This window comes from Pseudomonas putida, from assembly GCF_025905425.1.
Classification (GTDB): Bacteria; Pseudomonadota; Gammaproteobacteria; order Pseudomonadales; family Pseudomonadaceae; genus Aquipseudomonas; species Aquipseudomonas putida_AF.
Map to the genome: position 1 here is coordinate 4,927,171 of NZ_CP109603.1, position 22,420 is coordinate 4,949,590.

A 22,420-nucleotide genomic window follows, 5' to 3' on the forward strand; every position below is an offset into this window, starting at 1 on the left:
ACCAACATGACCTTCATTACCGAGATCAAGACATTCGCCGCCCTGGGTAGCGGCGTGATCGGCAGCGGCTGGGTCGCCCGTGCCCTCGCCCACGGCCTGGATGTAGTCGCCTGGGACCCGGCGCCCGGCGCCGAGCAGGCCCTGCGCAAACGTATCGCCAACGCCTGGCCGGCACTTGAAAAGCAAGGCCTGGCACCCGGCGCATCACAAGAGCGCCTGAAGTTCGTGACCACCATCGAAGCCTGCGTGCGCGATGCCGACTTCATCCAGGAAAGCGCGCCAGAGCGGCTGGACCTCAAGCTCGACCTGCACGCAAAAATCAGCGCTGCAGCCAAGCCCGACGCCATCATCGGCAGCAGCACTTCAGGGCTGCTGCCCAGCGAGTTCTACGAATCGTCCACCCACCCGGAGCGCTGCGTGGTGGGCCACCCGTTCAACCCGGTGTACCTGCTGCCGCTGGTAGAGATCGTGGGTGGCAACCGGACTTCGCCTGAAGCGGTCGAAGCCGCAAAAACCATCTACACAGCACTCGGCATGCGCCCGCTGCATGTGCGCAAAGAGGTCCCCGGCTTCATCGCCGACCGCCTGCTCGAAGCGCTGTGGCGCGAGGCCCTGCACCTGGTCAACGACGGCGTGGCGACCACCGGCGAGATCGACGATGCCATCCGCTTTGGCGCCGGCCTGCGCTGGTCGTTCATGGGCACCTTCCTCACCTACACCCTGGCCGGTGGCGATGCTGGCATGCGCCACTTCATGGCCCAGTTCGGCCCGGCCCTGCAACTGCCATGGACGTACCTGCCTGCGCCGCATCTGACCGACAAACTGATCGACGATGTGGTGAACGGCACCTCGGAGCAACTGGGCGAACGCAGCATCGCCGCGCTGGAGCGCTATCGTGATGACACCCTGCTGGCCGTACTGGAAGCGGTGAAGACCAGCAAAGCCAACCACGGCATGGCCTTTGGCGATTGAGGAGACTGCAATGCCCGCACTGATCACCTACCGCACCCCAGTCCAGGAAGACTGGGTGGACTACAACGGGCATCTGCGCGATGCCTATTACCTGCTGATTTTCAGTTATGCCACGGATGCGCTAATGGAGCGCATCGGCCTGGATGCCGTCAGCCGTGGGCAGAGCGGCAACTCGCTGTTCACCCTGGAGGCGCACATCAACTACCTGCATGAAGTGAAGCTGGGCACCGAGGTGTGGGTACAGACGCAAATCCTCAACTTTGACAGCAAACGCCTGCAGGTGTACCACAGCCTGCACCGGGCAGGGCTCGACGAGGCGCTAGCGGCCAGTGAGCAGATGCTGCTGCATGTGGACCTGGCGGGGCCGAAGTCGGCGGTGTTCAGCAACCATAGCGTGGCGTTGCTAGAAGAGCTGGTCGCTCAACAGCTTCAATTACAAGCGCCCAGTTATGTTGGACGTGTGATTGGTCTGCCAAAAAAATAACCCCGGAAAGCCGTGAGCATCCGGGGCCAAGAGCGAGCAACATCCACTGTGCACGAACGAGGGTGACCAAACCCTCCGTTGCGGTAGATGGCTTGAGTGTGCGCACTTCAGCGCAGGGTGATTTAGCCGTAAACGACCTGTTCTTAGCCAATGCAGCCATGGCGCCATTCTGTTGTTGCGGGCCTGTCGCCGGCGACACAGAATCGGTCGTAAATCACAGCAGCACTCTCTTAGCGATAAAAGGGACAACAGCCATGATGCATGCGGATTTGATTGACCAAGACGACCTGGCAGGCCACCTGCGCGCGCGGGGGTTCGAGATACCCGCCGGGGCCAGTGCCGAGCAGGCCTGCGAAGCGGTGGTGCGCGGGCTGACCGAGCCCAATGCGCGGGCGCTGAAGGGGATGGTGGAGCAGATGTATACCGGCAGCGCGACGATCCTGCCGGCAGTGCGCCAGGCGATCGAGAAACAGCTTTTGCCTGCGCTGGCGCAGTTCAGCAAGCGAGCCTGATCGGTTTTCCCTCTACCGGCCTCTTCGCGGGGCAAGCCCGCTCCCACAGGTTATCCGCTGGACATGAGCCAGCGGTGATCCTGTGGGAGCGGGCTTGCCCCGCGAAGGGGCCGGCTCGGTATCAGAGCCTTACGCTGGCAAAGGTCGACTCGTTACGCGCCTGGCTCAGTGCCGCCATCGGCCCGCTGTGCGGCGACAGGGTCATGGCTTGCGGAATCGGCATCATCGCCACCTGCTGGGCAGTGTTGGAGCCCACGCGCTCGTCACGCGGCGGAATGCCAAAGTACTCGCGGTAGCACTTGGAGAAGTGCGGGGTAGAGACGAAACCACACACCGACGCCACTTCGATGATCGACATCGGCGTCTGCTTCAGCAGCTGCCGCGCCCGGATCAGGCGCAGCTTGAGGTAATAGCGCGACGGCGAGCAGTGCAGGTACTTCTGGAACAACCGCTCGAGCTGCCGGCGCGACACGGCTACATACACCGCCAGTTCGTCGAGGTCGATCGGCTCTTCCAGGTTGGCCTCCATCAGCGCGACGATTTCCTGCAGCTTCGGCTGGTTGGTGCCGAGCATGTGCTTGAGCGGCACGCGCTGGTGATCCTGCTCGTTGCGAATACGCTCGTAGACAAACATCTCGGAAATCGCCGCCGACAGCTCACGGCCGTGGTCGCGGCTGATCAGGTGCAGCATCATGTCCAGCGGCGCGGTGCCACCGGAGCTGGTGAAGCGGTTGCGGTCGAGGGTGAACAGGCGGGTGCTCATGTTCACCCGCGGGTAAGCCTCTTGCATGGCGGCCAGGCATTCCCAGTGCACGCTGCAATCGAATCCATCGAGCAGCCCGGCACAGGCCAGCGCCCAACTGCCGGTACACACGGCGCCCAGGCGGCGCGACTGGCGGGCCTGCGCCTGCAGCCAGGTCACGTGTTCACGGGTAACGGTGCGCTGAATGCCGACGCCACCGCAGACAATCACCGTGTCGATTGGCGGGGCGCTGTGCATCGCCGCGTCCGGGGTGATCTGCAGACCATCGCTGGCCCAAACCTGGCCGCCATCAACGGTCAGGGTGTGCCAACGGTACAGCTCGCGGCCAGAAAGCTGGTTGGCCATGCGCAGCGGCTCGACGGCCGATGCCAGGGAAATCAGGGTGAAGTTGTCCAGTAGAAGAAACCCGATGGACTGGGGGGCTGTGCGGTTCTGGGTTGGATTCCCGGAGGTGTACGACGTCATCGCGATTTCTCCTCACACAAATGCAGGGTGTGCCTCAGGCGGACACTGATTTTTTGTTATGGCCCCTTTTTCGTAGGTAGGGGCTTGTTGCCAATCTCAACGCAAACGCCGTGCCTGAAATTGAACGGCTATCCGAAAAAACCTGAAAACGACGCCTTTGTTCGGCAAATCAGGACCTTCGGAGCGAGCTGGCTGGTCTTCTAGAACCGCCGTGCTAGGCGTGCTACGTGTAACTGGTGAGCACTTTGGTGACACGTGCCTTGTGGGTTGCCCAGAAACGACACTCTTAAGTGTCACCGACAATACCCACACTCATCACGACATCTGACGGCCGGTCATACACAAACGCCCCATAACGGGGCGTTGTGATGAGAATGCGTGCGCGATTAGCGCATCAGCATTCGATAGCACTGACCGCCAGGCCGCCGCGCGAAGTCTCTTTGTACTTGTCGTGCATGTCGGCGCCGGTATCGCGCATGGTGCGGATTACCTGGTCGAGGGAGATGAAGTGTTCGCCGTCGCCGCGCAGGGCCATCTGCACCGCGTTGATCGCCTTGACCGCGGCAATCGCGTTGCGCTCGATGCACGGCACCTGGACCAGGCCACCGACCGGGTCGCAGGTCAGGCCAAGGTTGTGTTCCAAGGCGATTTCGGCGGCGTTTTCCAGTTGTGGCGGTGTGGCCCCCAACACTTGCGCAAGGCCAGCCGCCGCCATGGCGCAGGCCGAACCGACCTCGCCCTGGCAGCCGACTTCGGCACCGGAAATCGAAGCGTTCTTCTTGCACAAGATGCCGACCGCTGCCGCCGCGAGGAAGAAGTCGGTCACGTTCGACTCGTCCACCACATCACTGAAGCGCATGTAGTAATGCAGCACCGCCGGGATGATGCCCGCAGCGCCGTTGGTGGGCGCGGTGACCATGCGCCCGCCGGCGGCGTTTTCTTCGTTGACCGCCAGGGCGAACAGGTTGACCCACTCCATGGCGCTCATGGTCGAGCCGATCACGTTGGGCTTGCCGATCTCCTGCAAGCTGCGGTGCAACTTGGCGGCGCGGCGCCGGACGTTGAGGCCACCGGGCAGCGTGCCTTCGTATTTAAGGCCATTGGTGACGCACTCCTGCATGGCTTGCCAGAGCTTCTGCAGGCCGGCGTGGATCTCTTCCTCGCTGCGCCAGACCTTCTCGTTGGCCATCATCAATTGCGACACGCTGAGGTCGTTTTGCTTACACAGTTGCAGCAGCTCAGCGGCACTGTTGAAGTCGTAGGGCAGCACGGTCTGGTCGGCGTCCAGCACACCGCTGGCGGCCTGCGCGGCATCGACCACAAAACCGCCGCCCACCGAGTAGTAGGTGTCGCGGTGCAGCTCGCCCTGCGCGCCTTCGGCGATCAGGGTCATGGCGTTGGGGTGGTACGGCAGGTTCTCGTCCAGCAGCAGCATGTCGCGGGCCCAGACGAACTCGATGGGCAACCGCCCATCCAGCAACAGCGTGTTGGTTTCGCGCAGGTCTGCGATGCGGGGGACGATCTGGGTCGGGTCGATGGCGTCAGGCCAATCGCCCATCAGGCCCATGATGGTGGCGTTGTCGGTACCGTGGCCGATGCCGGTGGCCGAGAGCGAACCATACAGCCGCACCTCGATCCGTTTTACCTGCTCCAGCTCGCCGCGCTCACGCAGCCCCTGGACGAACAGAGCGCCAGCCCGCATGGGGCCGACGGTGTGGGAGCTGGAAGGCCCGACACCGATCTTGAACAGGTCGAACACGCTGATGGCCATTGTCGAATCACCTCTTGCTGGGCTTGTCTCTGCGCGCCATGCGCAGGGCGGGGCAACTGCTAGGCTGAAGCTGCGAGCCGCCATGAATGCACGCATCATCGGGCTTTTGCCTACCCCTTCGCCGTCTGCAACCGACGTACTTTTGTTCAACTGCGCCGCGCTGTTTTTACCTGAGGAACAGCCAGCCATACGCCGCTTTCCAGCGGTCTGGTGACGCAAAAACGCGGCCGAGGGGGTGGAAAAACCCATATGCGACATCGCCCGTACTGGATACGACCCGTTCCGTACTGGATACGACCCCACCAGTAGGCGATTGCCCGGCGCTGGAGGATTATCAAAAGCGACTCGTATAGCACGGCCACGCAACCTGCCCTCTGCAGGCCTGGTCGACCGGACCTTCAGAAAGCCCGGCGACCCACGCGAACCCGAAGACAAAATCACAGGAGTCCATCCATGAAAGGTTCACCCTCGCTGTTGCTGGTTGCGTTGTTGTCCACCCCGCTGCTGGCCCAGGCCGCCGAGCCTGAGCAGTGCCAGACGGTACGCTTCTCCGATGTTGGCTGGACCGACATCACTGTGACGACAGCAACCACAAGCGTTGTGCTCGAAGCCCTGGGTTACAAGACCCACACCACCATGATCTCGGTACCGGTGACCTACAAGTCGCTGGCAACCGGCAAGGACCTGGACGTGTTTCTCGGCAACTGGATGCCGACCATGGAGAACGACATCAAGCAGTACCGCGACGCCGGCACTGTCGATACCGTGCGCGCCAACCTGGAAAACGCCAAGTACACCCTGGCCGTACCTCAGGCGCTGTACGACAAGGGTCTGAAGGATTTTGCCGACATCCCCAAGTTCAAGCAGGAGCTGGACGGCAAGATCTACGGCATCGAACCGGGTAACGACGGCAACCGCACCATCCAGAGCATGATCGACAAGAACGCCTTCGGCCTGAAGGACGCCGGTTTCAAGATCGTGCAGTCCAGCGAGGCCGGCATGCTGTCGCAGGTCGACCGGGCGCAGAAACGCGGCGAGTCGGTGGTGTTCCTGGGCTGGGAACCGCACCCGATGAATACCCGCTTCAAGATGCAGTACCTGACCGGCGGCGATGACTTCTTCGGCCCCGAGTTCGGCAAAGCAACCGTATTGACCAATACCCGCAAGGGCTACGCGCAGGAATGCAGCAACGTTGGCCAACTGCTCAAGAACCTGTCGTTCGAGCTCAAGGATGAAAGCACCATGATGGGCTATGTCCTGGACGACAAGATGAAACCCGAAGCAGCCGCCAAGAAGTGGCTAAAAGACAACCCCGGCAAGCTGGATACCTGGCTGGCCGGCGTTACCACCGTTGATGGCAAACCCGGCCTTGAGGCGGCCAAGGCCAAGCTGGCGCAATAACGAACCACGCAATAGCGCTACCTCGGGGCGGGACCGTGCCCGCCCCGGACTGATTTCAATCTTTGCAGGTGGAAGCTCGCTATCATGCTTATCGATCAGAAAATACCCCTGGGCCAGTACATCGCGTCGTTCGTCGAATGGCTGACCCAGAACGGCGCGAATTACTTCGACGCCATCGCGCAGGGCCTGGAGTTCATGATCCATGGCGTCACCAGTACCCTGACCTGGTTCAACCCGTTCGTCCTCATCGCCCTGTTTGCCGCCCTGGCGCACCTGATCCAGCGCAAGTGGGGGCTGACCGCGTTCGTTGCGCTGTCGTTCCTGCTTATCTTCAACCTGGGTTACTGGCAGGAAACCATGGAAACCCTGGCGCAGGTGACCTTCGCCACCGTGGTCTGCGTGGCCATCGGCGTGCCGCTGGGCATCGTCGCTGCGCATAAACCGATGTTCTATACCGCCATGCGTCCGGTACTCGACCTGATGCAGACGGTGCCAACCTTCGTTTACCTGATCCCGACCCTGACCCTGTTCGGCCTGGGCGTGGTCCCGGGGCTGATCTCGACGGTGGTGTTCGCCATTGCCGCGCCGATCCGCCTCACCTACCTGGGCATTTGCGATGTGCCACAAGAGCTGCTCGACGCCGGCAAGGCCTTTGGCTGCTCGCGCCGTCAACTGCTCACCCGCATCGAACTGCCCCACGCGATGCCGAGCATCGCCGCCGGTGTCACTCAATGCATCATGCTGTCGCTGTCGATGGTGGTGATCGCGGCACTGGTAGGTGCTGACGGCCTGGGCAAACCTGTGGTCAACGCACTGAACACCGCCGATATCTCCCTGGGCTTCGAAGCGGGCCTGGCGATTGTGCTGCTGGCAATCATGCTCGACCGTATCTGCAAGCAACCGGAAGTCACGGTAAGGGGTGAAGCATGAGCATCATTCGTTTCGAAGACGTCGACGTCATCTTCTCCAACAAACCACGCGAGGCACTCTCGCTGCTCGACCAAGGCAAGACCCGCGAGCAGATCCTCAAGCAGACCGGCCTGGTGGTGGGCGTCGAAAAAGCCAACCTGGATATCGAAAAAGGCGAGATCTGCGTGCTCATGGGCCTGTCCGGTTCGGGCAAGTCGAGCCTGCTGCGCTGCATTAACGGCCTGAACACCGTCAGCCGTGGCAAGCTGTTCGTCGAGCACGAAGGCAAGCACATCGACATCGCCCACTGCACCCCGGCCGAGCTGAAGATGATGCGCACCAAGCGCATCGCCATGGTGTTCCAGAAGTTTGCCCTGATGCCCTGGCTGACCGTGCGCGAGAACATCAGCTTTGGCCTGGAAATGCAGGGCCGCCCGGAGAAAGAGCGGCGCAAGCTGGTGGACGAGAAGCTCGAACTGGTCGGCTTGACCCAGTGGCGCAACAAAAAGCCCGATGAGCTTTCTGGTGGCATGCAGCAGCGTGTGGGCCTGGCCCGGGCGCTGGCGATGGATGCCGACATCCTGCTGATGGACGAGCCGTTCTCAGCGCTCGACCCACTGATCCGCCAAGGCCTGCAGGATGAGCTGCTGGAGCTGCAACGCAAGTTGAGCAAGACCATCGTGTTCGTCAGCCACGACCTGGACGAAGCGCTGAAGCTGGGCAGCCGCATTGCAATCATGAAAGACGGGCGGATCATCCAGTACAGCAAACCGGAAGAGATCGTGCTGAACCCGGCGGACGACTATGTGCGCACCTTCGTGGCCCACACTAACCCACTGAACGTGCTGTGCGGTCGCAGCCTGATGCGCAGCCTCGACAACTGCAAGCGGGTCAATGGCTCGGTGTGCCTGGACCCGGGTATCGACTCATGGCTGGACATTGGTGAAGGCGGCTCGCTCAAGCGTGCACGCCAAGGCCAGAACGGTCTGGACATGCAGAATTGGGCGCCGGGGCAGAATGTAGAACTGCTGGAGCGCAGGCCGACGGTGGTGCACGCCGATATCGGCATGCGCGAGGCGCTGCAGATTCGTTATCAGACGGGCAACAAACTGGTGCTGCAGGATAACGACAAGGTGGTGGGGATTCTTGGGGATACCGAGCTTTACCACGCGTTGCTTGGCAAGAACCATGGGTGATGCCATTGGGGCCGCTTTGCGGCCCTTCGCGGGCAAGCCCGCTCCCACAGGTACATGACAAGCCCTGAGCTATGTACTTTTCCCTGTGGGAGCGGGCTTGCCCGCGAAGGGCTGCAAAGCAGCCCCAATCACCGAATCAGCGAACCACGATCCCGCGCGAAGCCATGTAGGCCTTGGCCTCCGGCACCGTGTACTCGCCAAAGTGGAAGATACTGGCCGCCAGCACCGCGCTGGCATGCCCTTCCAGAATGCCGTCAGCCAGGTGCTGCAGATTACCCACACCCCCCGACGCAATCACCGGAATCCCCAGCGCATCACTGATGGCCCGAGTAACCCCCAGGTCAAAACCGTTCTTCATGCCGTCCTGGTCCATACTGGTCAGCAGGATCTCACCGGCACCCAGGCCTTCCATCTTCTTCGCCCACTCAACGGCATCCAACCCGGTCGGCTTGCGCCCGCCATGGGTAAAAATCTCCCAGCGCGGTTCTTCACCCGGCGCGGAAACCTTCTTGGCATCGATGGCGACGACGATGCACTGCGAACCAAAACGGTCTGCCGCCTCGCCCACGAACTCCGGGTTAAACACCGCAGCCGTGTTGATCGATACCTTGTCGGCACCGGCGTTGAGCAGGTTGCGGATGTCCTGCACGGTGCGCACGCCACCGCCCACGGTCAGCGGGATGAACACCTGGCTGGCCATGCGCTCGACGGTATGCAGCGTGGTGTCGCGGCCATCGACGCTGGCGGTGATGTCGAGGAAGGTGATTTCGTCAGCACCTTGCTCGTTGTAGCGACGGGCAATCTCTACCGGGTCGCCGGCATCACGGATGTTCTCGAACTTGACGCCCTTGACCACCCGGCCGTTGTCCACGTCCAGGCAAGGGATGATGCGCTTGGCCAGTGCCATGGTTCAGTCCTCAGCCTTGGTAGTTGTCGCAGAAGGCCTGAGCCTCGGCAACATCGAGGGTGCCTTCGTAGATGGCACGGCCGGTGATGGCGCCGATGATGCCGGGGGCCTTGGCGTCCAGCAGGGCCTTGATGTCGCCCAGGTTGTGGATGCCGCCCGAGGCGATCACCGGAATGCGCGTGGCTTCGGCCAGGGCCTTGGTGAAGGGCACGTTGCAGCCCTGCATCATGCCGTCCTTGGCGATGTCGGTGTAGACGATTGCCGAGACGCCATCGGCCTCGAAGCGCTTGGCCAGGTCGATGACCTGAACAGTGCTGACTTCAGCCCAACCATCGGTGGCAACGAAGCCGTCCTTGGCGTCCAGGCCGACGATGACCTTGCCCGGGAACGCCTTGCAGGCCTCGGCGACGAACTCCGGCTGCTTGACCGCCTTGGTGCCGATGATCACGTAGCTGACGCCAGCCTTGACGTAGTGTTCGATGGTTTCCAGCGAGCGGATACCGCCGCCGATCTGGATCGGCAGGGTCGGGTAGCGCTTGGCGATGGCGGTAACCACTTCACCGTTGACCGGCTGGCCTTCGAAGGCGCCGTTGAGGTCAACCAGGTGCAGGCGGCGGCAGCCACCTTCGACCCATTTGGCGGCCATGCTCACCGGGTCGTCGGAAAATACCGTGGAGTCTTCCATGCGGCCCTGGCGCAGGCGCACGCAAGCACCGTCCTTCAGATCGATAGCGGGGATAATCAGCATCTTGGGAACCTGTCTATTTGTTGGGTTTCAGGGCTTCTCGAGTGCCCACAGGTCGCTCTCGATGCTCTCGAACCGCTCCTTGAGGTGCAGCTGAACATCGGCAATCGCCCTGTTGTAGTAATGGGGTGCAATCTCTTTGCTGAACAGGTCGAGGACCTCGGCCACTTCAAACGACCCCAGCTGCAGCTCGAAACGGTCTTCGAGAAAGCGCTTGAGCGTGTCGAGCGCTTCGCGCTCCTGCTCGGCGGCCAGGGTGATGACCGGGGCCTTGGTCTTCGATTTGCTCATTTACCAGCGCCCGTCCCAGGCAACGAAGTTCTGCAGCAGTTGCAGGCCATGGGTATGGCTTTTCTCCGGGTGGAACTGCACGGCGAAGCGCGAGCCGTCGGCCAGCGCGGCAGCAAAGTCGACGCCATAGTGGCCGCGACCGACCACCTGGGCCGGCTTGCCGGCATCGATGTAGTAGCTGTGCACGAAATAGAAGCGCGCGCGGTCAGGGATGTCGTGCCACAGCGGATGCTGGTTGGCCTGGCTGACTTCGTTCCAGCCCATGTGCGGCACCTTCAGGTGCTCGCCATCCTCTTGCAGGCCCTTGCCGAAGAAACGCACCTGGCCGGGGAACAGGCCAATACAGTCGACGCCGTTGTTCTCTTCACTGTGCTCGAGCAGCGCTTGCATGCCGACACAAATGCCGAGAAACGGGCGGTCCTGGCTAACCTCACGCACCAGGCTGTCGAAGCCCAGGCGACGGATTTCAGCCATGCAGTCGCGAATCGCACCCACGCCTGGGAACACCACGCGATCAGCCTCGCGGATCACCGCGGCGTCGCTGGTGACCAGCACCTTGCCGGCGCCGACATGCTCAAGTGCCTTGGCCACCGAGTGCAGATTGCCCATGCCATAGTCGATTACGGCTACCGTCTGCATTTACAGGCATCCCTTGGTGGAAGGCATCTGCCCAGCCATGCGCTCGTCCAGGGTAATGGCCATGCGTAGCGCGCGGCCGAACGCCTTGAACACGGTTTCGATCTGGTGGTGGGTGTTGTGGCCACGCAGGTTGTCGATGTGCAGGCTCACCAGGGCGTGGTTGACGAAGCCCTGGAAGAATTCCTGGAACAGGTCGACATCGAAGCCACCGACCGTGGCGCGGGTGAACGGCACGTGCATCTGCAGGCCTGGGCGGCCCGAGAAGTCGATGACCACGCGCGACAGCGCTTCGTCCAGCGGCACATAGGCATGGCCGTAGCGGAAGATGCCTTTCTTGTCGCCGATCGCCTGGGCGAATGCTTGGCCCAGGGTGATACCGACGTCTTCGACGGTATGGTGATCGTCGATGTGCAGGTCACCCTTGCACTCGATGTCCAGATCGATCAGCCCATGCCGGGCGATCTGGTCGAGCATGTGTTCAAGGAAAGGCACACCGATATCAAATCGGGCCTTGCCGCTGCCATCTAGGTTGATCGAGCACTTGACCTGGGTTTCCAGGGTATTGCGCTCGACGGAAGCCTTACGTTCGACCATCACCAGCTCCGCAAAATCATTGGGCGAAAAGGGCTCCATTATAGGCCCAGATCGCGCCAGCTTGAAACGCGGATGACATATGGCAGAGCAAGCAATTACGGGGGGTGGATGCAGTTACAGGTCTATACAAGCTGTGATTCGGGGGCTGGTTTGCAACCCCCGCAAGCCCCTTTCAATGGAACAGTACAGCCGTCTTCTGCAACGTAATCCACACCCCCCAAGCCAACGGCACAACCACCGCAGCCCAGGCAATCAGCACCAGCGGCAAGCTACCCGGCGCGGCATGCCACTCCAGCGAACGCGCCCCATCGGCCCCCTTGTCGTGGCTCAGCGCACGTTCGGCGGCCAATTGCGCGTCGCTCATGAAGTGCTTGTCCGCCACTGGGCGAATCAGCAAGTTGCAGATAAAGCCCAACACCAGCAGGCCCGCGAGGATATACAAGGTCATGTCGTACGCCACAGCCCGCTCCACGCCCGCCGCCAACTGATACTCACGCAGGTAGGTGATCAGCACCGGCCCCAGCACGCCCGCCGCTGCCCACGCCGTCAGCAAACGCCCATGAATCGCACCCACCATCTGCGTCCCGAACAGGTCGGCCAGGTACGCCGGCACCGTGGCAAAGCCGCCACCGTACATCGACAAAATGATGCAGAACGCCGCCACGAACAGCGCCACGTTGCCCAAGTGGCCCATGTTCGGCACCAGGCTGTAGAGGCCCACGCCCAGGGCGAAGAAAGCGAAGTAGGTGTTCTTGCGGCCGATGTAGTCGGAGAACGACGCCCAGAAGAAGCGCCCACCGATGTTGAACAGGCTCAGCAAGCCGGTAAAGCCCGCCGCGATCGCTGCAATCTGCGCCAGCTGCGCGGCATTGAGCTCGCTGAAACTCAGCTCGTTACCCAGCAGCTTGCCGGCGAACACTTCCTGCAACAGCGGCGACGCCATGCCCAGAATACCGATGCCCGCCGAGACGTTCAGGCACAGCACCAGCCACACCAGCGCGAACTGTGGGGTTTTCCAGGCCACGCTGACGTGCACATGGCGGTCGGTGACCATGCCATTGCCGGCCTTTTTCGCCGGGGCGGTCCAGCCCTCAGGCTTCCAGCCGGTCGGGGGCACGCGGTAACCCAGCGCGCCCGCCGTCATGAACACGAAATAAATCGCCGCCATGACCACGAAGCTCTGCCATACCCCCACGTCCTGCGCGTTGCCGAAGTGGCCCATCAGCGCGGTCGCCAGCGGTGCACCCACCATCGCGCCACCGCCAAAGCCCATGATCGCCATGCCCGTGGCCATGCCACGCTTGTCTGGGAACCACTTGATCAAGGTCGAGACCGGCGAAATGTAGCCCAGGCCCAGGCCGATACCGCCAATCACGCCAGAGCCCAGCCACATCAGCCACAGCTGATGGGTCTTCACGCCAATCGCCGAAATCAGCATGCCGCCGCACCAGCACAGCGCCGACACCAGCCCGGCCTTGCGCGGCCCGGCGTGTTCCAGCCAGCCGCCAAGTACCGCGGCCGAGCAACCGAGGAATACAAAGAACAGGGTGTAGATCCAGCTCAGCATCGAAATCGGCCAGTCGCACTCGGCGCTGAACATTCGCGCAATGAAACCCATGTCTGCCGAGCAGGCGACCGGGGCGGTGATGCCGATGGCTTGCGACAGCGGCAACCAGAACACCGAGAAGCCGTAGGCCATGCCGATGCACAAGTGGATAGCCAACGCTGCCGGTGGCACCAGCCAACGGTTGAAGCCCGGACGGGCAATGATGCGCTCCTTCGACAGGAAGCTCGGCGCTCCGGCCAAGGTGCCTGCCGTGACGGTACTGCTCATGGGTTCAATCCTTTTTGTAGGGCCTTTACAGGGCAACGCACCGCGACAATGGGTCGCGGGCACACCGCAAGCGGCGCAAGGTTACCAGCACCCGGTGGGATGAAAGCAATCTGATATCGTGGATTTCTCCGTAGCTGAAACGGTATTTCGGTTCGCCTGTACCGGCCTCTTCGCGGGGCAAGCCCGCTCCCACATGATCGGATGAACCCTGTGGGAGCGGGCTTGCCCGCGAAGAGACCGGTACAGGCAACACAAACGGAACTGCCAGTACTGCGGCTGTCGAAAGCCGCAACCTCTGATCCATTCGTAGGGAAATACGCTGTATCGCCAGTCGAATACGCAGAGATAACCACTGCGGCGCTATACTCTGCCGCTGAATTTCAAACTGGACTACAAGGACTCGCCCATGAAAGCGTTCGGCAAAATCCTGGGACTGGGGCTTCTCGGGTTGCTGCTGATCATCGTGGCGTTGGGCTTCGCCCTGACCCACCTCTTCGATCCCAACGACTATAAAGACGAGATTCGCCAGCTGGCGCGCGACAAGGCTCATGTCGAGCTGACCCTCAACGGTGACATAGGCTGGAGCCTGTTCCCGTGGCTGGGCCTGGAGCTGCACGAAGCAAGCATCGCCACCTTGAACAAACCCAAGGAGCCGTTCGCCGACCTGCAGATGCTCGGTCTGTCGGTGCGTGTGCTGCCGCTGCTGCGCCGCGAGGTGCAGATGAGCGACGTGCGCGTCGAGGGCCTGAACCTGACCCTGGCCCGTGACGAACACGGCCACGGCAACTGGGAAGACATCGGCAAGCCATTGCCGGCACCCACCGGCGCGCCTGCCACAACACCGGCCCAGGCACCAACCGAGCAGGCCCCGGCGCAAGCCGATAGCGGCAGCGAGCGTGCGGTCAAACTCGACATCGACAGCCTGACCGTGAACAACGCCCGTGTGCAGTACACCGATGCCAAAAGCGGCCAGAGCTACAGCGCCGAAAGCATTCAGCTAAGCACCGGCCCGGTCCACGAAGGGGCGAACATTCCGCTCAAGGCCAGTGCGTTCCTGAGTGCCAGCCAGCCGAACATCAAGGCCCGCACCGAGCTTGCCGGCGAACTGCGTTTCGACCGCAAGCTAAAACGCTACAACCTTGAAGACATGCGCCTGTCGGGCGAGACCTCGGGCGAACCGCTGGCCGGCAAGACCGTGACCTTCGCCGCCCAGGGCCAACTGCTGGTAGACCTGGCGGCCAATGTTGCCTCGTGGAACGGCCTGAAAATTTCGGCCAACCAGCTGCGAGCGCTGGGCGAGCTGAACCTGCGCGACCTGGACAAGGCGCCGCAACTCAGCGGTGGCCTGTCCATCGCCCAGTTCGATCTGCGCACCTTCCTCGATGGCATCGGCCGCCCGTTGCCGGCGACCAACGACCCGGCCGCATTCACCAAACTGGAGCTGGTCACCCGCCTGCAAGGCACGCCAAACAGCCTGGCCCTGGCGGACCTGGCGGTGAAGCTGGACGACAGCACCTTCAGCGGCCGCGTGGCCGTCGAAGACTTCGCCAAGCAGGCCCTGCGCCTGCAGCTCAAGGCCGATACCTTCGACGCCGACCGCTACCTGCCGGCCAAGAGCGAAGAAGCCAAGGGCGCTACCGCCGCGCGCCAGGCCGAGGTCAAGCAACAGGAAGCCAGCGCCGTTGCCGGTGTCGGCAGCTCACCCCTGCCCAACGCTCCGACCCAGGTCGCCTGGAGTGACGACAAGCTGCTGCCGGTGGACCGCCTGCGTGCCCTGGACCTGCAGGCCGACCTGAGCTTCGGCTCGCTGACCCTGGACAAGCTGCCCATCCAAGATGCTCAGCTCAAGGCCATCGGCCAAGGCGGCCTGGTGACCCTGCAGACCCTGCGCGGCGAGCTCTACAACGGCACCTTCGAGGCCAAGGGCACCGTCGATGTACGCCCTGCTGTGCCGCAGCTTGGCGTCAACACCCGGATCGAGCGGGTACCGGTAGAGCACTTCATCAAGATCGAGGGCAAAGAGCAGACGCCACCGGTCAAGGGCCTGCTGACCCTGACCAGCGACCTGACCGCGACCGGCAACAGCCAGAAGGCGCTGGTCGATACCCTCAATGGCAACGCCAACTTCACCATCAACGATGGCGTACTGGTCAATGCCAACCTTGAACAGCAACTGTGCCAGGCCATCGCCACGCTCAACCGCAAGTCGCTCAGCGGCGAACCCCGCGCCAAGGACACGCCCTTCCAGGAACTGCGTGGCAGCCTGGTGGTGCGCAATGGCGTGGCCAGCAACCCAGACCTCAAGGCACGCATCCCAGGCCTCACCGTCAACGGCCACGGCGACGTCGACCTGCGCGTACTGGGCATGGACTACAACGTCGGCGTGATCGTCGAGGGTGACCAGCGCGCCATGCCGGACCCGGCCTGCCAGGTCAACCAGCGCTATGTCGGCGTTGAAGTGCCGCTGCGCTGCCGCGGCCCGCTGGAGCTTGGCGCCAAGGCCTGCCGCCTGGACCAGGACGGCATGGGCAAGGTTGCCGCCAAACTGGCCGGCAACCGCCTCAAAGACAAGATCGATGAAAAACTCGACGAGAAACTCGGAGACAAAGTGAGCCCGGAAGTGAAAGACGCGCTCAAGGGGCTGTTCAAGCGATGAGCCCCGAGCAGTTCTCCAGCGCCGTGCTCGACTGGTATGACGAGCACGGCCGACACGATCTGCCCTGGCAACAGGGCATCACCCCGTACCGGGTGTGGGTGTCGGAAATCATGTTGCAGCAGACCCAGGTCAGCACCGTGCTCAACTACTTCGACCGCTTCATGCAGGCCCTGCCCACCGTGCAGGCCCTGGCCGAAGCGCCGGAGGACGAAGTGCTGCACCTGTGGACGGGCCTGGGCTACTACACCCGCGCCCGCAACCTGCAAAAGGCGGCGAAGATCGTCGTCGAGCAGCATGGCGGCGAGTTTCCACGTAGCGTCGAGCAACTCACCGAACTGCCTGGCATCGGCCGCTCCACTGCCGGTGCCATCGCCAGCATCAGCATGGGCATCCGTGCGCCGATCCTGGACGGCAACGTCAAGCGCGTGCTGGCCCGCTATACCGCCCAGGCGGGCTACCCCGGCGAGCCCAAGGTGGCCAACCAGCTGTGGGCCAGCGCCGAGCGCTTCACCCCGCTGACCCGCGCCAACCATTACACCCAGGCGATGATGGACATGGGCGCCACGCTGTGTACCCGCAGCAAGCCCAGCTGCCTGATCTGCCCGCTGCAACGTGGCTGCGAAGCGCACCTGCACGGCGAAGAGACCCGCTACCCCGAGCCCAAGCCACGCAAAGCGCTGCCGCAACGGCGGACGCTGATGCCACTGTTGGCCAACCACGAAGGCGCGATCCTGCTTTACCGCCGCCCTTCCAGCGGCTTGTGGGGCGGTTTGTGGAGCTTGCCGGAGCTGGAGAACCTCGAACAACTCGACGACCTCGTCTACCAGCACGGCCTGCGCCTGGCAGATAGCCGCGCACTAGACGGCCTGACCCACACCTTTAGCCACTTCCAGCTGGCGATCGAGCCTTGGCTGGTGAGGGTCGACCCGGTCGGCCAGCACGTGGCCGACCCCGACTGGCTCTGGTATAACCTCGCCACCCCGCCGCGCCTGGGCCTCGCCGCCCCGGTCAAGAAGTTGCTCAAACGCGCGGCCGACGAACTGATTGCAGGAGATGCCCGATGACCCGCACCGTGATGTGCCGCAAGTACAAAGAAGAACTCCCAGGCCTGGAGCGCCCGCCCTACCCAGGCGCCAAGGGCCAGGACATCTTCGATCACATCTCGCAGAAGGCCTGGGCCGACTGGCAGAAACACCAGACCATGCTGATCAACGAAAAGCGCCTGAACATGATGAATGGCGAGGACCGCAAATTCCTCCAGGGCGAGATGGACAAGTTTTTCGCCGGCGAAGAGTACGCCCAGGCGGAAGGCTACGTTCCACCGGCCGAATGACCCCAGAAAACGTAAGCGACGGAATTAATTTAAAATTTTTTCAAAAAGTCGTTGACGGACGGTCTGGAAATCTATTTAATTCACCTCGTCGCCCAGATAGCTCAGTCGGTAGAGCAGAGGATTGAAAATCCTCGTGTCGGCGGTTCGACTCCGTCTCTGGGCACCACCTTCAGCTTCTGGTGGTTGCAAAGTTACCCGAAGCGACAACAAGAAACCCGCCCAGTGCGGGTTTTTTGTTGTCTGCGATTTTTCGGCCTGCATTACGTTGTCGATATCCCAAATCTCTAGCCCGCTACCTGAGGCTGCACCACCTCAGCATGCAGCCTTACTCCAAGCGCCGCCATGACCTTCATGATGGTCGCCAAGCTGGGGTTACCCTCTGCAGAGAGCGCCTTGTACAAGCCTTCGCGAGTCAGCCCCGTGTCCCGGGCCAACTGAGCCATCCCGCGCGCCCGGGCAACATCACCCAACGCAGCGGCAAGCAAGGCTGGATCGTTTTCTTCAAGACAGGCCTCAAGGTACAAGGCTATGTCTTGCTCGGTCTTCAAATGGTCCACAGCATCCCATTTGGTCAGTTTGATATCTGTCATGACGGCCTCCTAAAGATCGCGCGCAAGCTTGAGTGCAGCTTTGATATCCCTCGCCTGGCTGGCTTTATCGCCACCTGCCAAAAGGATGATCACTTCGTAGCCCCGTTGAACGAAGTAGACTCGATGGCCCGGGCCATAGTTGATCCGCGCTTCGGACACTCCCTCACCAACTGGCTTACAGTCACCCAGCATCCCAAGCTCGATTCGGCGCAGCCTCACGTTGATACGCGCCTGCGCACGAGCATCCCGCAACGCAGCGAACCACCCTTTGTACGTCTCGGTTTGAATGAGTATATGCATGGGAAAAATGTAAACCACAGTTCACACTACATCCAATCTTCACGTGTTTCAAACTATTGAGCCGCCCCCAGCGACAAGGTCACAAATCAGCAACCGACATTGACCAACATCAAAAAGCCATTACCCGCTCGTCCTTAAAATACCAGGTGGCCATTCGACTACCCGCAAGGACCTCCATGAGCGAAGAATCCACCCTCCTGCTCCCCGCCCCAATCCCCCCTCGCACGCGTCGCCCACGTCAGCGCAAGCCCGAACCGACCATTACCCAGATCAGCCAGCAGCCCGCTGCACTGGAAGTGGCCACCGCCCCCAAAGGCAGCAACGAAGACAGCACCCGCGCACGCCTGCCAGCCAGCTACCCATACCGCACCCGCCTGCAACGCCAGGAATACGAAAAGGCCAAGCACGCGTTGCAGATCGAGCTGCTTAAAGTGCAGAGCTGGGTGAAGGACACTGGCCAGCGCGTGGTGATCTTGTTCGAAGGGCGGGACGCTGCGGGCAAAGGGGGCACCATCAAGCGCTTCATGGAGCACCTGAACCCGCGTGGTGCACGGATCGTGGCACTGGAGAAGCCCTCCGAGCAGGAAAAGGGCCAGTGGTACTTCCAGCGCTACGTCCAGCACCTGCCGACTGCAGGTGAAATGGTCTTCTTCGACCGCTCCTGGTACAACCGCGCCGGGGTCGAGAAGGTGATGGAGTTCTGCACGCCGCTGCAGTACCTCGAATTCATGCGCCAGGCGCCGGACCTTGAGCGCATGCTATGCAACAGCGGCATCCTGTTGTTCAAGTACTGGTTCTCGGTGAACCGCGAGGAGCAGCTACGGCGCTTCATCTCACGCCGCGACGACCCGCTCAAACACTGGAAGCTGTCGCCCATCGACATCAAGTCGCTGGACAAATGGGACGACTACACCGCAGCCAAAGAGGCGATGTTCTTCCATACCGATACCGCCGATGCACCGTGGACGGTGATCAAGTCCGATGACAAGAAGCGTGCGCGCATCAACTGCATACGGCACTTCCTGCATTCACTGGACTACCCAGGCAAGGACCCGGCCGTGGCGTATGCCCCCGACCCGTCACTGGTGGGGCGTGCGTCTCGTGACTTCGAAGAAGATGAAGCGCCAGCCGTCCACTGACAAGGGCAATCAGAAGTTGGCCATGGCGCTGCAGTATTCGGCCTTGGTGGTCTGTACGGGTTGCTCCACGCCCAACTGCCGCAGCTTGACGCCACAGGCGCTGTAGCCGCGCACCACCACTTCGTAATCGGCGCCCTTTTGCGGCACGAAGTAGAACATGCCCAGGCAGTTGGTGACGCTGTTGTAGCTACCGCGGCCGCCATCGAGAAAGTGCAGGGTGAACGGCTTGCCGGCCGGCACAAGCACTTCGCTGACCGCATCCCCCTGCATCACCGGGGCGCTGGCAGGCATGCCCAGGGTTTCACCATTGCGGTCGGCGAAGCCCTCCTTGGGCACTGCAATCACCCCTGCGCCTGGGCTGTACCAATCGACACAATCCTTGCCCGGCACCGCGCGCACCATGCCGTCGGCAATCACCCGCAGGCGAGCGGTATCGCCTGACGTCGGTGAACCATAAGGGGTGTTGAACGATTTGACCGCCGCAATGTTGCCGCAGCCAGACAGCGCTACAGCCAGCAGGCATAGCGAGATTGCTGTTTTCATCCCTGAATTCCTCATGAGTGGTTACCGGACATCCGGCCGCCTGCCTGAGACCATCGCTTGTCGCTTGGGTTTCGCAGGCAAGTGCGATTCAATACGCGCACTTTTTCAGGCACCCCCAAGGATTCACCCATGGCCACCACGACCAAACAACAGAAACGCGCCAAGCGCGCCGCCAGCAAGGCCAAGCAAAACCGCATGGTGCGCAGCGGCCAGGCGGTCAAGGCCAGCGCCGGTGACAGCGCCAGCATCGAGCAGGTGTTCAACAAGGCCATGGAGTCGGACAGCTACAAGGAGCTGTTCGACAAGATGAAGGCGGCACAGGAAACCAGCCTGGTCGCGATGATCTCGGTGTTCCTGGTCGACCCGCTGCTGGCACTGGTGCTCAAGGGGCACAAGGAAGAACACGCCACCGACTACATCGTGCTGGTGTTCAACGCCTACCGCACCTGGCTTGATGGCGCCGACGAAGACACCACCATGGCCTGGCTGGAAAGCGACGAGTTCCAAGAGGCCTATATCGCCGCTTCAGAAGTCGTGGCCAAGCAGCAACAGCAGCAGAAGCAGTTCGGCTGAGCCATCACCGACCTCTTCGCGGGGCAAGCCCGCTCCCACAGATACTGTGCAGGCCTCACATGCAGCGCCATACCAGTGGGAGCGGGCTTGCCCCGCGAAGAGGCCCGACAGATGTAATAAAAAAGGCCGCGCCCTACACAGGGCGCGGCCTTTTCATTCAAAGCAGCGCAGATCAGTTATCCAGCGCCACCCGCCCAGCCGCTTCGCGCTTGCGATGCACCAGCAGCCCGGCCGCCACCACACCAATGCTCAGCAAAGCAGTGGCGATGATCTCGGCACGGTGATCCTCACCCACCCCCATCACCACCAGCACAGCAATGATGAAAGCGATGGTCGCCCAGGTCAGGCCCGGGAACAGCCACATCTTGAAGGCAATTTTCTCGCCACGCGCTTCACGCTGGCTGCGCATGCGCAGTTGCGAGACCGCGATCACCAGGTACACCAGCAGCGCAATGGCGCCAGAGCTTGCCAGCAGGAACTCGAACACCTGGGCCGGCGCCACATAGTTGGCGAACACACACAGGAACGCCGCCGCCGTGGACATCAGTACCGCCACATGCGGAGTACCCGCCTTGGTGGTGCGTTGCGACATGGCTGGGGCATCGCCACGCTTGCCCAGGGAGAACAGCATGCGCGACGAGGTATACAGCGCCGAGTTCAGGCAGCTGGTGACGGCAATCAGCACGACGATGTCGACGATCAGCTTGGCATTCGGCACACCGATGCGGCTCAGCACGGTCTGGTAGGAGCCCAGCTCAGCCAGGGCCGGATCGTTCCAAGGCACCAACGCCACGACCAGGAAGATCGACACCAGGTAGAACAGGCAAATACGCCAGATCACCGAATTGGTGGCGCGGCTGATCTGCTTGCCTGGGTCTTTGGACTCGGCAGCGGCGATGGTGACGATTTCGGTACCCATGAACGAGAACATGGTGGTCAGCATGGCGGCCAGCACAGCGCCCAGGCCGTTGGGCATGAAGCCTTGGGTATCGAACAGGTGGCTGACACCGCTCACCTGGCTGCCCGGCACCAGGCCGAACATGGCCACGCAGCCCACGACGATGAAGCCGATGATCGCCAGTACCTTGAGCAAGGCGAACCAGAACTCGAACTCACCGTAGTTCTTCACGCTGCACAGGTTGGTCAGGGTCAGCAGCAGGGTGATGACCAGGGAGAAGGCCCACAGGTCAACGGCAGGGAACCAGGCGTGCAGAATGGCTGCGGCCGCGTTGGCCTCCAGCGGGATCACCAGCACCCAGAACCACCAGTACAGCCAGCCGATGGTGAAGCCGGCCCAACGCCCAATGGCGCGGTCGGCATAAGTCGAAAAAGAACCCGTGTCAGGTGAAGCAATGGCCATCTCGCCAAGCATGCGCATGACCAGCACGACCAACGTACCGGCAGCAGCATAGGCCAGCAGTACGGCAGGGCCCGCAGCAGCGATGGCGTGACCGGAACCCACGAACAGACCGGCGCCAATTACGCCAGCGATGGACAGCATGGTGACATGCCGCGATTTGAGCCCCTGAGCGAGGTCATTGGAATTGTTACCGCTCATAAAACTACCTTTGTAAGGAGTGGACCACTCCGACTACGGGAACGAAGCGCGCCTGGGGTTAATTAGGCGTCGCTGCAATCGGCGGTTTCCTACTGGCAATAAGCGCGCCATTTGCTGAATGCATTCGTCAGAAAAATCTGGCAGCCGTAAAGGGCGCGGCTTGCAGGGCTTTCGGCCATGCTTTGACCGAAAGGTCGCCAAATCCCCGTGCCAAGTCCGGATTACGGAAATACCCACTTACAAAC

23 protein-coding genes and 1 tRNA gene are annotated in these 22,420 nt (G+C 62.0%); 12 read left to right on the forward strand and 12 right to left on the reverse strand.

Annotation, left to right across the window (positions count from 1 at the left end):
• Positions 1-6: 6 nt before the first annotated feature.
• The 3 genes from OGV19_RS22220 to OGV19_RS22230 all read left to right on the forward strand — a co-directional run bounded on the left by OGV19_RS22220 (position 7) and on the right by OGV19_RS22230 (position 1,968).
• A complete protein-coding gene (locus tag OGV19_RS22220) occupies positions 7-972 on the forward strand; it encodes an L-carnitine dehydrogenase (protein WP_264310657.1) in 966 nt (321 codons plus the stop codon).
• Between the two features lie 10 nt (positions 973-982).
• The gene (locus tag OGV19_RS22225) at positions 983-1,456 is read left to right on the forward strand and encodes a thioesterase family protein (RefSeq protein ID WP_264310658.1); all 474 of its coding nucleotides are present in this window, start codon (positions 983-985) and stop codon (positions 1,454-1,456) included.
• Positions 1,457-1,710: 254 nt separating this feature from the next.
• Complete coding sequence (locus tag OGV19_RS22230) at positions 1,711-1,968, forward strand: hypothetical protein (RefSeq protein WP_264310659.1); 258 nt, start codon at positions 1,711-1,713, stop codon at positions 1,966-1,968.
• Positions 1,969-2,089: 121 nt separating this feature from the next.
• Here OGV19_RS22230 and OGV19_RS22235 read toward each other — a convergent pair whose 3' ends face one another.
• Together OGV19_RS22235 and OGV19_RS22240 are read right to left on the reverse strand one after the other, a co-directional pair.
• Positions 2,090-3,196: a choline metabolism transcriptional regulator GbdR gene (locus OGV19_RS22235; protein ID WP_043203982.1), complete on the reverse strand. Its 1,107-nt coding sequence runs from the start codon at positions 3,194-3,196 to the stop codon at positions 2,090-2,092.
• A 394-nt stretch (positions 3,197-3,590) separates the two neighbouring features.
• Positions 3,591-4,967, reverse strand: coding sequence for an L-serine ammonia-lyase (locus OGV19_RS22240; protein ID WP_264310660.1), 1,377 nt, complete (start codon positions 4,965-4,967; stop codon positions 3,591-3,593).
• Positions 4,968-5,420: 453 nt separating this feature from the next.
• Between OGV19_RS22240 and OGV19_RS22245 the strand changes: the two genes are divergently transcribed.
• From OGV19_RS22245 to choV, 3 genes are all read left to right on the forward strand, one after another.
• Positions 5,421-6,368 carry a choline ABC transporter substrate-binding protein gene (locus OGV19_RS22245; RefSeq protein WP_264310661.1) on the forward strand — a complete coding sequence of 316 codons (948 nt, stop codon included), beginning with the start codon at positions 5,421-5,423 and terminating at the stop codon, positions 6,366-6,368.
• A gap of 81 nt (positions 6,369-6,449) precedes the next feature.
• Complete coding sequence (gene choW, locus OGV19_RS22250) at positions 6,450-7,298, forward strand: choline ABC transporter permease subunit (protein WP_264313988.1); 849 nt, start codon at positions 6,450-6,452, stop codon at positions 7,296-7,298.
• The gene (choV, locus tag OGV19_RS22255; RefSeq protein ID WP_027594275.1) at positions 7,295-8,473 is read left to right on the forward strand and encodes a choline ABC transporter ATP-binding protein; all 1,179 of its coding nucleotides are present in this window, start codon (positions 7,295-7,297) and stop codon (positions 8,471-8,473) included. The genes choW and choV overlap by 4 nt, the downstream gene beginning before the upstream one ends.
• Before the next feature lie 136 nt (positions 8,474-8,609).
• Here the strand turns inward: choV and hisF are convergent, their stop codons facing one another.
• From hisF to OGV19_RS22285, 6 genes are all read right to left on the reverse strand, one after another.
• Positions 8,610-9,380 carry an imidazole glycerol phosphate synthase subunit HisF gene (hisF, locus tag OGV19_RS22260; RefSeq protein WP_264310662.1) on the reverse strand — a complete coding sequence of 257 codons (771 nt, stop codon included), beginning with the start codon at positions 9,378-9,380 and terminating at the stop codon, positions 8,610-8,612.
• Positions 9,381-9,390: 10 nt separating this feature from the next.
• On the reverse strand, positions 9,391-10,128 hold the full coding sequence (hisA, locus tag OGV19_RS22265) for a 1-(5-phosphoribosyl)-5-[(5-phosphoribosylamino)methylideneamino]imidazole-4-carboxamide isomerase (RefSeq protein WP_016484508.1): 738 nt from the start codon (positions 10,126-10,128) through the stop codon (positions 9,391-9,393).
• 27 nt (positions 10,129-10,155) lie between these two features.
• Positions 10,156-10,416 carry a DUF2164 domain-containing protein gene (locus OGV19_RS22270; RefSeq protein WP_264310663.1) on the reverse strand — a complete coding sequence of 87 codons (261 nt, stop codon included), beginning with the start codon at positions 10,414-10,416 and terminating at the stop codon, positions 10,156-10,158.
• The gene (gene hisH / locus OGV19_RS22275; protein ID WP_264310664.1) at positions 10,417-11,055 is read right to left on the reverse strand and encodes an imidazole glycerol phosphate synthase subunit HisH; all 639 of its coding nucleotides are present in this window, start codon (positions 11,053-11,055) and stop codon (positions 10,417-10,419) included.
• Entirely contained in the window at positions 11,056-11,649 is a 594-nt protein-coding gene (gene hisB, locus OGV19_RS22280) for an imidazoleglycerol-phosphate dehydratase HisB (RefSeq protein ID WP_264310665.1), read from the reverse strand.
• A gap of 172 nt (positions 11,650-11,821) precedes the next feature.
• Positions 11,822-13,483 carry an OFA family MFS transporter gene (locus OGV19_RS22285; protein ID WP_264310666.1) on the reverse strand — a complete coding sequence of 554 codons (1,662 nt, stop codon included), beginning with the start codon at positions 13,481-13,483 and terminating at the stop codon, positions 11,822-11,824.
• Positions 13,484-13,889: 406 nt separating this feature from the next.
• Between OGV19_RS22285 and OGV19_RS22290 the strand changes: the two genes are divergently transcribed.
• The 4 genes from OGV19_RS22290 to OGV19_RS22305 all read left to right on the forward strand — a co-directional run bounded on the left by OGV19_RS22290 (position 13,890) and on the right by OGV19_RS22305 (position 17,638).
• On the forward strand, positions 13,890-16,139 hold the full coding sequence (locus OGV19_RS22290) for an AsmA family protein (protein WP_264310667.1): 2,250 nt from the start codon (positions 13,890-13,892) through the stop codon (positions 16,137-16,139).
• On the forward strand, positions 16,136-17,203 hold the full coding sequence (mutY, locus tag OGV19_RS22295; RefSeq protein ID WP_264310668.1) for an A/G-specific adenine glycosylase: 1,068 nt from the start codon (positions 16,136-16,138) through the stop codon (positions 17,201-17,203). The genes OGV19_RS22290 and mutY overlap by 4 nt, the downstream gene beginning before the upstream one ends.
• Positions 17,200-17,472 carry an oxidative damage protection protein gene (locus OGV19_RS22300; RefSeq protein ID WP_264310669.1) on the forward strand — a complete coding sequence of 91 codons (273 nt, stop codon included), beginning with the start codon at positions 17,200-17,202 and terminating at the stop codon, positions 17,470-17,472. The genes mutY and OGV19_RS22300 overlap by 4 nt, the downstream gene beginning before the upstream one ends.
• A 90-nt stretch (positions 17,473-17,562) precedes the next feature.
• A tRNA-Phe gene (locus OGV19_RS22305) sits at positions 17,563-17,638 on the forward strand.
• A gap of 118 nt (positions 17,639-17,756) precedes the next feature.
• Here the strand turns inward: OGV19_RS22305 and OGV19_RS22310 are convergent.
• Together OGV19_RS22310 and OGV19_RS22315 are read right to left on the reverse strand one after the other, a co-directional pair.
• On the reverse strand, positions 17,757-18,062 hold the full coding sequence (locus OGV19_RS22310) for an addiction module antidote protein (protein ID WP_264310670.1): 306 nt from the start codon (positions 18,060-18,062) through the stop codon (positions 17,757-17,759).
• Positions 18,063-18,071: 9 nt separating this feature from the next.
• Positions 18,072-18,362, reverse strand: coding sequence for a type II toxin-antitoxin system RelE/ParE family toxin (locus tag OGV19_RS22315; RefSeq protein WP_264310671.1), 291 nt, complete (start codon positions 18,360-18,362; stop codon positions 18,072-18,074).
• Positions 18,363-18,538: 176 nt separating this feature from the next.
• Here OGV19_RS22315 and ppk2 point away from each other — a divergent pair, with 176 nt between their 5' ends.
• Positions 18,539-19,501: a polyphosphate kinase 2 gene (gene ppk2 / locus OGV19_RS22320; RefSeq protein WP_264310672.1), complete on the forward strand. Its 963-nt coding sequence runs from the start codon at positions 18,539-18,541 to the stop codon at positions 19,499-19,501.
• Between the two features lie 9 nt (positions 19,502-19,510).
• On the opposite strand, the gene OGV19_RS22325 is transcribed toward ppk2, so the two are convergent.
• Entirely contained in the window at positions 19,511-20,044 is a 534-nt protein-coding gene (locus OGV19_RS22325; RefSeq protein WP_264310673.1) for a hypothetical protein, read from the reverse strand.
• Between the two features lie 129 nt (positions 20,045-20,173).
• Between OGV19_RS22325 and OGV19_RS22330 the strand changes: the two genes are divergently transcribed.
• A complete protein-coding gene (locus OGV19_RS22330; RefSeq protein ID WP_027594262.1) occupies positions 20,174-20,617 on the forward strand; it encodes a hypothetical protein in 444 nt (147 codons plus the stop codon).
• A gap of 172 nt (positions 20,618-20,789) precedes the next feature.
• Here OGV19_RS22330 and gabP read toward each other — a convergent pair whose 3' ends face one another.
• Entirely contained in the window at positions 20,790-22,175 is a 1,386-nt protein-coding gene (gene gabP / locus OGV19_RS22335) for a GABA permease (RefSeq protein ID WP_264310674.1), read from the reverse strand.
• Between the last annotated feature and the right edge of the window lie 245 nt (positions 22,176-22,420).

Bases quoted from the DNA above. Each gene is read 5' to 3' on its own strand.
- gabP (WP_264310674.1), bottom strand. From the start codon at position 22,175: ATGAGCGGTAACAATTCCAATGACCTCGCTCAGGGGCTCAAATCGCGG.
- hisB (WP_264310665.1), bottom strand. From the start codon at position 11,649: ATGGTCGAACGTAAGGCTTCCGTCGAGCGCAATACCCTGGAAACCCAG.
- OGV19_RS22245 (WP_264310661.1), top strand. From the start codon at position 5,421: ATGAAAGGTTCACCCTCGCTGTTGCTGGTTGCGTTGTTGTCCACCCCG.
- OGV19_RS22330 (WP_027594262.1), top strand. From the start codon at position 20,174: ATGGCCACCACGACCAAACAACAGAAACGCGCCAAGCGCGCCGCCAGC.
- OGV19_RS22230 (WP_264310659.1), top strand. From the start codon at position 1,711: ATGATGCATGCGGATTTGATTGACCAAGACGACCTGGCAGGCCACCTG.
- OGV19_RS22300 (WP_264310669.1), top strand. From the start codon at position 17,200: ATGACCCGCACCGTGATGTGCCGCAAGTACAAAGAAGAACTCCCAGGC.
- OGV19_RS22325 (WP_264310673.1), bottom strand. From the start codon at position 20,044: ATGAAAACAGCAATCTCGCTATGCCTGCTGGCTGTAGCGCTGTCTGGC.
- OGV19_RS22290 (WP_264310667.1), top strand. From the start codon at position 13,890: ATGAAAGCGTTCGGCAAAATCCTGGGACTGGGGCTTCTCGGGTTGCTG.
- hisF (WP_264310662.1), bottom strand. From the start codon at position 9,380: ATGGCACTGGCCAAGCGCATCATCCCTTGCCTGGACGTGGACAACGGC.
- choV (WP_027594275.1), top strand. From the start codon at position 7,295: ATGAGCATCATTCGTTTCGAAGACGTCGACGTCATCTTCTCCAACAAA.
- OGV19_RS22220 (WP_264310657.1), top strand. From the start codon at position 7: ATGACCTTCATTACCGAGATCAAGACATTCGCCGCCCTGGGTAGCGGC.
- mutY (WP_264310668.1), top strand. From the start codon at position 16,136: ATGAGCCCCGAGCAGTTCTCCAGCGCCGTGCTCGACTGGTATGACGAG.
- OGV19_RS22225 (WP_264310658.1), top strand. From the start codon at position 983: ATGCCCGCACTGATCACCTACCGCACCCCAGTCCAGGAAGACTGGGTG.
- OGV19_RS22315 (WP_264310671.1), bottom strand. From the start codon at position 18,362: ATGCATATACTCATTCAAACCGAGACGTACAAAGGGTGGTTCGCTGCG.
- OGV19_RS22285 (WP_264310666.1), bottom strand. From the start codon at position 13,483: ATGAGCAGTACCGTCACGGCAGGCACCTTGGCCGGAGCGCCGAGCTTC.
- OGV19_RS22310 (WP_264310670.1), bottom strand. From the start codon at position 18,062: ATGACAGATATCAAACTGACCAAATGGGATGCTGTGGACCATTTGAAG.
- hisA (WP_016484508.1), bottom strand. From the start codon at position 10,128: ATGCTGATTATCCCCGCTATCGATCTGAAGGACGGTGCTTGCGTGCGC.
- ppk2 (WP_264310672.1), top strand. From the start codon at position 18,539: ATGAGCGAAGAATCCACCCTCCTGCTCCCCGCCCCAATCCCCCCTCGC.
- hisH (WP_264310664.1), bottom strand. From the start codon at position 11,055: ATGCAGACGGTAGCCGTAATCGACTATGGCATGGGCAATCTGCACTCG.
- OGV19_RS22235 (WP_043203982.1), bottom strand. From the start codon at position 3,196: ATGACGTCGTACACCTCCGGGAATCCAACCCAGAACCGCACAGCCCCC.
- OGV19_RS22240 (WP_264310660.1), bottom strand. From the start codon at position 4,967: ATGGCCATCAGCGTGTTCGACCTGTTCAAGATCGGTGTCGGGCCTTCC.
- OGV19_RS22270 (WP_264310663.1), bottom strand. From the start codon at position 10,416: ATGAGCAAATCGAAGACCAAGGCCCCGGTCATCACCCTGGCCGCCGAG.